A 12,979-nucleotide genomic window follows, 5' to 3' on the forward strand; every position below is an offset into this window, starting at 1 on the left:
TATGAAGCAAACCAAAATTAATCTATTCAGGCGTATACTGGCTTTTGCCATATTGTGCCTGCCGTTATTTCTACACGCACAAAACGTAGAGGTAAAAGGCAAAATTTCAGACGCCGCTACGGGTAAACCAATCGAAGGAGCTACCGTACTTGTAAAAAATGCAAAAACCGGAACCAGTTCCAATGCTGCCGGTGAATTTTCAGTTTCCGCTACCAAAGGTGAAAAGTTAACGATTAGTATAGTTGGTTTTGAAACGCAAACAGTTTCTGCGTCTGCCAATTATATGACCATATTCCTGACTGCAGATAACAAGCAACTAAATGAAGTTGTAGTTACTGCGTTGGGTGTAAAAAAAGAGGTGAAAAGAATAGGTTATTCTGTACAGGAAGTAAAAGGTGCCGATTTATTAAAGGCACGTGAATCCAATCCTGTTAATAGCCTTGTTGGGAAGGTCGCTGGCTTAAACGTTGGTATCAACGCAGAATTGCTAGCTACTCCAACCGTGTTGTTAAGAGGTTCACCACTTAATTTTTATATTGTGGATGGTATACCTATTAACTCAGATACCTGGAACATCAGCCCCGATGACATTGAAACCTATTCAGTATTGAAGGGCCCGACAGCAGCAGCTTTATACGGTAGCCGTGGTATCAATGGTGCCATTATGATTACTACCAAAAGAGGTAAGAGAAACAATAAAGGCTTTACTGTTGAAGTAAACAGCAGCACACAGGTTAATAAAGGTTTTATTGCTATTCCTAAAGTGCAAAATCAATATGGCGGTGGTGATAACCAACAGTATGCTTTTGGTGATTACAACAGCAATGGAACAGGGTCTGGTAAAAATGATAAGGACTATGATGTGTGGGGACCGCGTTTGGATGCAGGGTTATTATTACCTCAATATGACGGAGAGTATGATCCAAACACAGTTTATACTACTACCTTTTTGGATGGATCGACATTTAAGGGAAATATCAAACCAACGCCATGGGTATCAAGGGGCAAAAATAACCTCTCCAATTTTTTGCAGGCGGGTTTGTTAACCAGCAATAATATCAATTTCTCTTCAGTTACAGACCGTTCCAATATCAGGATGTCTGTATCAAATGGATATCAGCGTGGCATTACGCCAAACACCAGTTTGAATACACTTAATTTAAACTTGGTTGCCAGCTATGACGTGAGTGACAAATTTAAAATTGAAGGCAACATCAATTACAATCGCCAGTTTTCAAAAAATATTCCTGATGCGGTGTACGGTCCTAACAGTATCATCTATAATGTAGATGTTTGGACAGGCGCAGACTGGAATGTATTGGATCCGGGTATCAGAAACTACTGGCAGCCAGGTAAGGAAGGCGTTCAGCAAAATTTCGTTGAATATAAAAGGTATTCCAATCCCTGGTTTTCCAGCTACGAATGGCTGAGGGCACATTACAAAAACGATTTGTATGGCTGGATGGCTTTTACTTACAAATTCAACAAAGACCTGGATGTGATGTTGCGTTCTAACATAACTACTTACAATGTGCTGAGGAGCGAAAAAGAGCCATTCTCAGCACATCCTTATGGAGATGAGCACGGAAAAGGAAACTACCGTGAAGACAGGCGTGACCTGTGGGAAAATAACACCGAGTTGTTGGTAAGATACAATAAGGAAAACGTTGCCAACACCGGATTTTCAGTAAGTGCATTTGGCGGTGGGTCTATGCGCAATATGAAATACGGTTCCAGTTACGTAAGTACAGACCAGCTGATTGTACCAAACGTATACACATTTGCTAACTCCTTCAAACCGGTACGTGCTTATTCTTTCGGATCCAACATGATCCAGGCGAGCGCATATTATTCCCTGGATTTGACGTATAAAAAATACTTTACAATTGCTACCACAGGCCGTCTTGACAAAACATCTGCCTTGCCTGTTGGTAAGAATGCCTATTTCTATCCTTCTGTAACTGTGAGTTCAGCGATATCAGATTATGTTGAATTGCCCAAAGCAATTACCTTCCTGAAAATAAGAGGCGGCTTTACCAATGTGAAAGATGGTGGAACAAGAGCCTTTGCAGGTGCTGCATTCCAGGATCTTGGAACTGGAGGCCCCGTTGGGTATGGTAATAATTATTACACGCCGTATGACGGTCCATCATATGAATTGCAACAGCCAGCTTATTCTACTTCGCCGGTATACAATAACCTAACAGGGGCATATGCGCCTAACTATTCTATCAATCCGGGAATATCACCTTCTTCAAGAAGTAACTACGAAGCTGGATTTGATATTCGTTTCCTGGAAAACCGGCTTGGGTTCAATGCTACCTATTTTCAGTATAAAGATGGTCCGGTTATATCCAACCAATCAATTTCAGAAGCAAGTGGTTTAAGTTATTTTAAAACAACTGGCTTAACTACTAAAAGAACCGGTGCTGAATTATCTCTGACTGGTACACCTATTCAAAAGAAAGATTTCAGATGGGATGTTTTAATCAATTGGGCTACCTACAAAGAAGTGTTTGCAAAATTCGCTGGTGGTGCTACCACACTGGGTAATGGTACAGGTTATCCTTATCATATTGGTGACAGGGTGGACCAGCTATATGGTGCAATGGAAGCAATGACACCGGACGGCAAAGTAATACATGATGAAGATGGGTTCCCTATTTATCTGCCAAAAGCACAATACCTTGGTCACGCAGATCCAAGCTGGTCATGGGGTATTAACAATAAATTTTCTTACAAATCATTTAGCGTTTCTTTTCAGTTTGATGGAATGGTCGGTGGAAAAATCCAGGACCGTGTTTTACGTAAGTTAACGGAAGGCGGTCGTGGTGCCAATACCAACAGTGGTAAAATTGGCGAAGCCCGCTTGTATGAATCCAACCATTGGGGCGATGCTGGTTACGCAGGCGCTGTAGATGCAAATGGCATTCCTATTCTTAGCGGAGATGGAGTTCAGGTTGTTGGCGGAAGCGGCTTAATTGAGTATGATCCTACAACGGGTGTGATTACAAATAGTAAAGCACTTTCTTATGCCCAAAACAAAACGGCTACTTTCTGGATACAGGACTATGTTAGCAGTTTCTTTAATGATCCACAGCATACAATGGTTAATAAAACATATGCCAAATTGCGTGAATTGGTTATCAGCTACTCCTTGCCTAAAAAGTTTCTTGGAAAGGCAATCAGCAAAGTGGATGTATCTTTTGTAGGAAGAAACCTGCTCTACTTTTTCCCTCAGGCGTTTAAAGACATGGATGTAGATCAGTATCCCGGTCGCAGCCAGTTTAACAGCATCAGCAGAGAATATGACTTACAAACACCTACAACCAGGAGCTACGGGTTTAACATTAATGTGGTTTTCTAAACATAAACACCAACTAAAAAATATTTGTATGAAATCATTGAAATATAAAATAGTCTTTGCTTTAGCGGGTCTTGTATTCATTACAGGCTGCAGCAAAAAATTTGAAGACTTTTCACAAAATAAAAATAAGCCGGTTGCGGTACCAGCCGGTGTATTATTGAGGGCGATATTGAATGATGTCGTTGTTTATCCGGGTGGATACGAAGATAAAGCTGCACAATATATAGCTTCCAACTATACGTACTACGGCGATAATAAATACTGGACCGGAAGCGCCAACTGGAATTTCGGTACGCTGAATAACGTACTGGCAATGGAAGCAACTGCAGAGAAACTTTCAGGTACTCCTAACAATCCATATCATGCGCTGGGATTGTTTTTAAGAAGTTTTTTCTTTGTTAGCATGAGCGAAAAAGTAGGCGATGTTCCAATGAGCGAAGCACTGCAAGGCATTAAGAATATCGCACCAAAATACGACTCACAAAAAGACGTATTTAAGCAATCACTTGTATGGCTTGACTCATCCAACATTATTCTTACAGATATTTTAGCTAATGGATTTCTTGAATTTTCTGGTGATTTCTATTATAACCCCAGCGATAATGCAAGCAGTGCCCGTGATGCCTTGGTGCACTGGCAGAAGGCAGTTAACAGTTATCGTTTGAGAGTATTGATTGAATTAAGTAAGAAAACAGGTGAAGCAGATTTAAATGTAAAAGGTCAGTTCAATGATATCGTTAGCAACCCTTCTAAGTATCCCATATTTGGAAGTAACAGCGATAACCTGCAATATGTATACAACGATAAATTTAACTACTATCCTGATAATGCTACCAATTATGGAAATAACGCAGGCCGTCTAAATTTAGGGTCTACATTTTTAAATACCCTGAGTTCTTTAAATGATTTAAGAGCCATGGTACTTGCAGAACCAGCCCGGGGGTTAGGTTTTGGCGATACAGACTTTAGATCTTATGTAGGAGCGCCTTTAGGTGAAAATTTGAGTACACTGGCTTCAGAATCTGGCGCCGGAAGATTATCCTTATACAATTACAATCACTATTACTCTGGTCTAACAGGTGAACCAACTTTTATTATAAGCTATGCTGAAGTTTGTTTAAGCATAGCAGAAGCAATTAACAGGGGATGGACAACCGGAAGTGCGGAAACCTGGTATATGAATGGAGTAAAAGCGATGTTTGATTTTTATGGGATTAAGGATGGAGATAACACTGTAACACTTCGCAAGGCGGACGGAACCGGTAATCTTGTTTATACAGTTCCTTTTAGCTTTGCTACATACTTTAATCAACCAGCGGTAAAATACAAAGGTGACAATGCGGATGGATTGAGCCAGATAATAACCCAAAAATACCTGGCCTATTTCCGTAATTCCGGTTTACAGGGATATTACCTGTGGAGAAGAACAGGGTTGCCAACATTTGACATAGGTGCTGGTACAGGAAACGGAAATAAAATCCCTAAAAGGTTTCAATATCCAAACAATGAGATATCTGTAAACGGAACCAATTTGAGTGCAGCTATTACAAGCCAGTTTGGCGGTGCCGGTGACGATATTAATGCTGATATCTGGTTGGTGAAATAAAATCTTTGCTTCCAGGTTTAACAGTAATTAATCTTTAATGCATTATCTATTTCTAAAGCGAAACTACTCCTTGTAGTTTCGCTTTAGTCTTTGCTTTGATTGTTTTAACTAAAATCAAATCCCTTGCAATCCATCACTAAGCAAATCCTTGCTACAGCTTTTTCCGCAGTAATATTTGTAACAAATTTAGAAGCCCAGCAAAAAAAAGTCAGCATCCTTTCTGTACCGGGTAGTAATCAATATTGCAAAATAGATGCTGCCGGAACTTCAGTATTGCCCAGCGGCCGATATGTTACACCGGCTGGAAATTTAGTTAGAATTACCAACGACCCTTTTGGCATGGCCATTTCACCCGATGGCAAAAAAGCAGTAACACTTCACAACGGCGTATTTACTATCATCGACCTTACTACATTGAAGGACACAAGAATTCCGGGTTATGAAAACAAAATCAATTCCCCGCTTACACACGAGCCATTAAACAGCAGCCCTTTCCCTACAGATTCTGCCAACAACAGTATTATACCAACAGCCCTGCCACAAGGCTCTTTTTTAGGTGTAGCTTTCGCTCCGGATTCCAAAACAGTTTACCTGAGCGGCGGTGATAACGGCGCTGTAATTGTGTACGACATTGAAAAATTGCAACGCATCGATTCCATTTCTTTAAATGGAAAAACAGGCGGCATTGACTTCGGTGACAGCTTCACCTCAGACCTGTTGCTGAATGAATCAAACCATGAATTACTGATTTTAGACAGGGGCAATTTCAGACTGGTGCGCTACGATATTGCTGCTAAAAAAATTACGGCTTCCATACCCGCCGGCCGTCAGCCTTTTGGCCTGGCATTAAGTGCCGATAAAAAAATGGCGTTCGTTGCCAACGTTGGCGCCTATTCGTATCCACTCGTAGAAGGCATGACGAAAGACAATTATAACTCCATGATGATATCGCATCATCCTTATGGCGACAACACAAAAGAAGCAATCAACGGAACAGAAATAGAAGGAAAAAAAATTCCCGGCGTTGGAAGTCCGCACTCGCCCGAAGCCATGAGTGTTTTTACCATGGACCTCACCACTAACAAAGTGATTGATAAATTTAAAACCGGTTTCCAGGTGGGGGAAATGATTGAAGAAGCAGAAGTAGTTGGCGGGGCAAGTCCTAACTCCATCGCAGTAGGAAAAGAGTTCGCTTATGTAACCAATGCTACCAATGATAACATTTCTATCATCGATTATAAAAAACATACAATACTTGGGCATATTCAAATAACTGTTGACAAACGAATTGATAAATTTCGCGGTCTGCTGCCATTTGGCATTACATTGAGTAAAGATGAAAAAACTTTGTATGTAGCATTGCTGGGTTTTAATGCTGTAGCAGTAATTGATGTGGCAACAAAAACAACCAAAGGATTAATTCCCGCAGGCTGGGGCCCGACAAGGGTTAAGTTAAGCGCTGATGAAAAAGAATTGTACATCATCAGTTGCCGTGGCCTTGGTGCAGGACCCAATGGCGGCGATGGGTTTGTTGCGCCCCCCCAGGGCACTTATATCGGCGATATTCAACTGGGCAGTTTTCAAAAAGTTAAAATGCCTTCTGCGAGCGAACTGGCTGCGTACACAAAACAAAGCATCAGCAATACTTTTGTGAGCAACCTTGTAACTGATGATACTAAAAATCCCTTGCCCTCATTGCCCGGCTCACATCAAACCCCCATTAAATACATTGTATACATCACCAAAGAAAACAGGAGTTATGATGAAGTTTTCGGCCAGTTAAAAAATGCCAAAGGCGATACCACCCTGGCAAGATTCGGAGTTGATTGTGACTTTACTTTACCGGATTCTTTACGGGCAAAATATGCACACTTAAATGTAACTCCCAACCACCATAAAGCGGCAAAACAATTTGCTTTCAGCGATAATTTTTATTGTGACAGCGATGCTTCAATTCACGGCCATCACTGGATGATGGGCGTAATACCTAACGAATGGGTAGAAGCTAATTCAAGCGTTGATAAAACGGCTAACTTTTTTTCAAAAGCACCGGGCCGCCGTTTTCCGGGCTCGACCGGAAGCATGGACCCTGAGGATTACGGAGAAATTGGCGGGATGTGGGAAGCGATGGAAAGAAAGAAAGTAAACTTCTACAATTTTGGCGAAGCCAATGAAACAGCGCACGTACGTGAGGAGTGGATGGATACCGCAACAGGTGCCGCACACGGTGTAATGGTACCTATGCAAAAAGCATTGTTTACCCGAACTAGCCACAATTACGCAGGGTTCAATATGAATATTCCAGACCAGTTCCGCATGAACCAGTTTGAATCAGAATTCACAAAAATGTGGATCAAAGGAAAAAAGCCATTACCTTCTTTAATTACTATGCAGGTTCCCAATGACCATACTGCAGGACCAAGGCCGGAAGACGGATACTATTTTCCACAATCTTTTGTAGCCGATAATGATTTGGCCGTTGGCAGAATTTTACATTTTTTATCCCGTACCAAATACTGGAAAAATATGCTGGTCATTATTACAGAAGATGATCCGCAGGGTGGTGTTGATCACATTGACGCACACCGCAGCATTTTAATGATGGCAGGACCTTATGTAAAGAAGGGGTATGTAAGTCACACGCATGCCAACTTTGGTTCTATCTTAAAAACCATTTACAATATTTTGGATGTAAAGTATGTAAACCAATATGATGTGACTGCTTCTTTATTGCAGGATTTTTTTACTGATAAACCGGATTATACACCCTATACTTTAGTGCAGCACGACCCAAGGGTTTTTGATGTTGAAAAGGCCATGAAAAAATACGGCCGTTCGGTAGACTGGCGTAAGGTAATACAGGGGCCAGATATGGATGATGAAGACGACATGCGCAAAAATCATTACAAACAAACCAAGGGAAAGTAAAATAGTATGAATCATGCGTGCAATCAATTGTTGGTGATTTTTCTGCTGACCTTTTTTATAACCGTACAAAGTAAAGCTCAGGTGGAAGATACAACGGCTGTCACTGACCTTAAAGATCTAAAAGTTGTTGGCTATAAAACCATCAATGGTATTGGTCATTTGAATGAAGTACATGGACCGGTTATTTATGCAGGAAAAAAAACGGAAGTGATTGAAGTAGATAGCCTGGATGCTAACAAAGCCATCAACAATACCCGTCAGATTTTAGGACGGATACCTGGTTTATATATTGTAGAAAGTGAAACAGGCGGCTTTGTCGCCAATGGAATCGGCGTACGCGGATTGAATCCTGTACAGTCGCTGGAAATGAACGTGCGGCAAAACGGATACAACGTAGCCGCGGATGTGTACGGTTACAATGAGACGTATTATCTTCCTCCAATGGAAGCTGTGTCGAGAGTTGAAATTATCAAAGGAGCATCCGCAATACAATTTGGGTCTCAATTGGGCGGCATGGTAAATTATGTTTTGAAGGAAGGTAGTATCAATAAAACGGTTAATTACAGTACCATGCAAACGGCCGGCAGCGATGGTCTGTTTAATAGCTACCATGCAGCTGGCGGTACCATCAACAAGTGGAGTTATTTTACTTTTCTGAATTACCGTACTATGGGTGGATGGCGGCCTAACTCTGAACAAAAGCAATTGACGGGTTATGGAAAAATTAATTACCAGCCCAGTGAAAAAATAACCTTTGGCCTGGAGTATTCGTTATTGCGCAATAGGATTAAAATGCCTGGCGGTTTAACGGATGATCAGTTTGAAACAGATAGCAAAACATCCGTGCGTTCCCGCAACTGGTTACGAAGCCCCTGGAATGTGTTAACTGCTTCAATGGATTATCAAATCCGGCCTACTACTTCTTTACAAATTAAATCAACCTATTTAGCCGGCGAAAGAAGCCTCGTATGGTTTAATAAATTACCGGGCGAAGCGGATATAATTGATCCCGCAACCGGCAACTACAGCGACAGGGAAATAGACCGGGAAATCATGAAGAGTTCAGCAACGGAAATACGATTGCTGCACAACTTTATTGTTGGTAAAATGGAAAGTACACTGGCAACAGGTATTCGTTTTGCCAGGGCTTCTTTTCACAGAAATGAAGAAGCGCCTGGGACAAACAAAAGCAATTTCGATTTATCCACCACCGGGGAGTTTGAAGAAAATTTTCATTTTACAACGACCAATATTGCTGCATTTGCAGAGAATACCCTGAAGTTAAATAACAGGCTTTCCATTACACCCGGTATGCGCTTTGAATCACTGGGTTCTGAAGCAGAAGCAGAAATTGAGGTAAACGGTGTTGAGAAGGAAACAGAAACAGAAAAGGAAAGAGGCTTTTTATTAATGGCACTTGGCCTGCAATACAAGGCTGGAAAAAACAGTAATCTGTACGGCAATATTTCACAGGCTTACCGCCCCGTAGACTATGCGCAGCTTGTACCGCTGGGTTCTGTTTCAAAAGTTGACCCTAACATGAAAGACCCTAAAGGCTGGAATGCCGATCTGGGTGTAAGAGGAAATGTTGGGAATTATTTTAATTATGATATCAGCTTGTTCTACCTGAGTTACAGCAACCGCATAGGGTTGGTTAACATGAAAGATGAAACCGGAGCCGATTATACGTTGCGGACAAACACTGATAAAAGCATTCATACAGGAGTTGAGAGCTATGTTGAATTGAATATCACCCGTGCTCTGGCAATCAATAAAACAGCAGGCGAATTGAGAGTCTATAATTCGTTTGCATATACAAGGGCAAGGTATACTAAAGGCATTTACAAAGGCAACCAGGTAGAGTATGCACCCGAAGTGATCAATCGCATCGGTATTAATTATGCAAAAAAAGCATTCTCAACTTCTTTCCAATTTTCAAATCAGTCGAAAGCATTTGGAGATGCTGCCAATACGGAAAGAAGCAGCAACCCCATCATTGGCCGTATACCAGGTTACAGCATTATGGATTGGTCAGCAACTGTAAGCATTAAAAAATTCAAGTTCAAAGGTGGCGTCAACAATTTGGCTGATAAAAGATATTTCACCCAGCGCACAGATGAATATCCGGGCCCGGGAATTATCCCATCTGTTGGCAGAAGTTTTTATGCAGGTATAGGATACAACTTATAAAGCCTGGTATTTGCATTAAGTCATCAAGATTAAAAATGAAAGAAAATATTTTATTTAACAAACAACATAACGATGAGTATTTCAACCAATGAATTTTCTGTAAACGGCAAAACCTATAAGCCTGCCGCAAAACCAATTGTGGTGATTTGTATTGATGGATCAGCCGATGAATACCTGGACATTACCATGGCGCACGACCGTATGCCTAACCTGAAAGCCATGACTGTTAAAGGTTACAGGGGAATGGTAAGAGGTGCGTTGCCTTCTTTTACCAACGTAAATAATTCTTCTATTGTAACTGGGGCGTCGCCTGCTGTGCATGGCATAAGCGGTAACTTTTTTTATAATGCAGCCATCGACCAGGAAGTGATGATGAATTCCTCTGAATACCTGCGTGCTGAAACTTTGCTGGCTGCTGCTGCCAATGCCGGACGTAAAGTGGGCGTGGTGACAGCTAAAGAAAAATTGAGAGATATTTTATCTTATAAATTAGACGGCATTGCTTTCTCTGCAGAAAAAGCCAACCTTGCAAAAAAGGAAACACACGGTATTGACAATGCAGAAGATGTGATTGGATTTCCTACACCCGCTATTTACAGTGCTGATGCAAGCTTGTTTGTATTGCGTGCCGGCGTTGCCTTGATAGAAAAAGGAATCGCAGATTTTTTATACTTGTCTTTAACTGATTATATGCAGCATACCTATGCACCCGAAGCAGAAGAATCTCTGGCATTTTATGAAGCGATGGATGCAGAGATAGGTAAGATGATGGCGCTTGGTGCGGTCGTTGGTGCCACTGCAGATCATGGAATGAACGCTAAAGTAAAAGCAGATGGTTCGCCCAATGTTTTATTTGTAGAAGATATGCTGACAGAAAAATTCGGCGAAGGCTTCCGGGTGATTTGCCCTATTACAGATCCGTATGTAAAACACCACGGCGCATTGGGTTCTTATGTAGTGGTACATGTACCCGATCAGTCAAAAGTTACAGAAATAAAAGACTGGCTGATGATTCAGCCCGGTATTACTGAAGCCTATGACAGGGCAACAGCAGTAAGGGTTTTGGAACAGCCGGAAGATCGTATTGGTGACATTGTTGTAATGTCTGGCAGAGACGTGGTGGTGGGCAGAAGACCGCAATACCACGATTTATCTGCACTGGATGGCAGCCTGCGGTCTCATGGTGGCCGGTACGAAGAAATGGTGCCGATGATTATTTCACATCCTTTAAATACCACCTACAGAATGAAAGCTGCAGGCGATCCCCGCAATTTTGACATTTTTGATTTTACTATTAATGGAACAAACTAAAATTGAGTACTATGAATGAAGACGCAACCGTAGTTGAAAATAAAAGTCAGCAAAACAACCCCAATCACCTACCCGTAATAAACGCTAGGTGTTATGTTGCCGGTAAAAAGATTGCATCAGAAAACATACTGGAAGTAAGAAGCCCATACGATCAACGTTTGGTGGGAACAGTTGCTTTAGCCAATGCATCTCATGCAGAGCAGGCAATAGAAGCGGCTTTAAAAGGTGGCCAAAAATTAACCCGGTACGATCGTTTTAGCATTCTTGATAAAGCAAGACAATTGCTGATAGAGCGCAGGGACGAGTTTGCAAAAATCATCAGTGCTGAATCTGGACTTGCAATACGAGAAGCCATTTATGAAACAGGCCGTGCGCATGATGTATTGATGTTTGCGGCCATGGAAAGCCTTAAAGATGATGGACAAATATTCTCCTGCGATATTTCTCCCCAGGGCAAGGCACGCAAAATATTTACCACCCGTGATCCGTTATCGCTGGCATTGTGCATAACACCCTTTAATCATCCATTAAACCAGGTAGCACATAAAATTGCACCCGCCATTGCAGTAGGTACACCGGTAATTTTGAAGCCCTCCGAAAAAACGCCTTTAACCGCCATCAAGTTTACCGAGTTATTGTACGATGCAGGACTGCCGCATTATATGCTGAGCGTGTTGCTTGGTCCTACCAACGAAATTGCAGAACCGCTGGTAAAAGATCCACGTGTTGAAATCGTTTCATTCACCGGCAGCGTACCTGTTGGTAAAAGAATTTCAACTGTGGCAGGATACAAGAAAGTAATTCTTGAATTGGGTGGAAATGATCCTATTATTATTTTGGAAGATGCAGACATTGATACTGCGGTGCACCTTGCCGCTGAAGGATCTTACCGCAACAGCGGACAGCGTTGCACTGCCGTTAAACGCATTTTAATTCACGAAAATATTAAAGACACTTTTATTGAAAAATTTGTAGCCAAATCAAAAACATATACCTGTGGTGATCCTTCGGATCCGGCCACAGTTGTGGGTACAGTGATTGACGAAGCCTCGGCTATTTACCTTGAAAGTGTTGTAAACAGGGCTATTGAGCAGGGTGCAAAAATTTTACTGGGCGGTAAGCGGACCGGCGCTTTGATGGAACCAACTGTGATTACAGATGTGCCACGAAATGCGGATATGGTAGTGCATGAATCGTTTGGCCCGCTTGCTCCTATCCTTTCATTTAAGAATATTGATGATGCCATTGCATTGAGTAATTCAACCGCTTATGGTTTATCAAGCGGTATTATTACCAACAACATGCAACATGCCATCCGCTTTATAAAAGAATTAAAAGTAGGTACAGTAAACATCAATGAAGTGCCCGGTTATCGCATAGAAAGTTCGCCTTTTGGCGGCATAAAAGATTCCGGTCTTGGTGTAAAGGAAGGTGTTATTGAGGCGATGAAATGCTTTACGTTTGTAAAGACTTTTTCTATGCCATGGTAATCACTTTTGTCCGTTGCAACAGGAAGGCTTCTTTTAAACCAGCCTGTTATTTTTTAAAAAATAATTTAATGCTGCAAAGCAGTAACT

General features: G+C 41.6%; 6 protein-coding genes. All 6 read left to right on the top strand.

What is annotated here, in order from left to right:
- The first annotated feature begins 1 nt into the window (after position 1).
- The 6 genes from JWR61_RS08725 to phnY all read left to right on the top strand — a co-directional run bounded on the left by JWR61_RS08725 (position 2) and on the right by phnY (position 12,892).
- Positions 2–3,367: a SusC/RagA family TonB-linked outer membrane protein gene (locus JWR61_RS08725; protein ID WP_301927451.1), complete on the top strand. Its 3,366-nt coding sequence runs from the start codon at positions 2–4 to the stop codon at positions 3,365–3,367.
- Positions 3,368–3,395: 28 nt separating this feature from the next.
- Positions 3,396–4,973: a SusD/RagB family nutrient-binding outer membrane lipoprotein gene (locus tag JWR61_RS08730; protein WP_301927452.1), complete on the top strand. Its 1,578-nt coding sequence runs from the start codon at positions 3,396–3,398 to the stop codon at positions 4,971–4,973.
- Positions 4,974–5,096: 123 nt separating this feature from the next.
- Positions 5,097–7,901, top strand: a complete 2,805-nt coding sequence (locus tag JWR61_RS08735) for a bifunctional YncE family protein/alkaline phosphatase family protein (RefSeq protein ID WP_301927453.1) — start codon at positions 5,097–5,099, stop codon at positions 7,899–7,901.
- A 6-nt stretch (positions 7,902–7,907) separates the two neighbouring features.
- On the top strand, positions 7,908–10,091 hold the full coding sequence (locus JWR61_RS08740; protein ID WP_301927454.1) for a TonB-dependent receptor: 2,184 nt from the start codon (positions 7,908–7,910) through the stop codon (positions 10,089–10,091).
- 72 nt (positions 10,092–10,163) lie between these two features.
- The gene (phnA, locus tag JWR61_RS08745; protein WP_301927455.1) at positions 10,164–11,402 is read left to right on the top strand and encodes a phosphonoacetate hydrolase; all 1,239 of its coding nucleotides are present in this window, start codon (positions 10,164–10,166) and stop codon (positions 11,400–11,402) included.
- An 11-nt stretch (positions 11,403–11,413) separates the two neighbouring features.
- The gene (gene phnY, locus JWR61_RS08750) at positions 11,414–12,892 is read left to right on the top strand and encodes a phosphonoacetaldehyde dehydrogenase (protein ID WP_301927456.1); all 1,479 of its coding nucleotides are present in this window, start codon (positions 11,414–11,416) and stop codon (positions 12,890–12,892) included.
- The last annotated feature ends 87 nt before the right edge of the window (positions 12,893–12,979 follow it).

The organism is Ferruginibacter sp., assembly GCF_028288465.1.
Classification (GTDB): domain Bacteria; phylum Bacteroidota; class Bacteroidia; order Chitinophagales; family Chitinophagaceae; genus Ferruginibacter.

Coding starts and splice junctions, on each gene's coding strand:
- JWR61_RS08725 (WP_301927451.1), top strand. CDS start 2: ATGAAGCAAACCAAAATTAATCTATTCAGGCGTATACTGGCTTTTGCC.
- JWR61_RS08730 (WP_301927452.1), top strand. CDS start 3,396: ATGAAATCATTGAAATATAAAATAGTCTTTGCTTTAGCGGGTCTTGTA.
- JWR61_RS08740 (WP_301927454.1), top strand. CDS start 7,908: ATGAATCATGCGTGCAATCAATTGTTGGTGATTTTTCTGCTGACCTTT.
- phnA (WP_301927455.1), top strand. CDS start 10,164: ATGAGTATTTCAACCAATGAATTTTCTGTAAACGGCAAAACCTATAAG.
- phnY (WP_301927456.1), top strand. CDS start 11,414: ATGAATGAAGACGCAACCGTAGTTGAAAATAAAAGTCAGCAAAACAAC.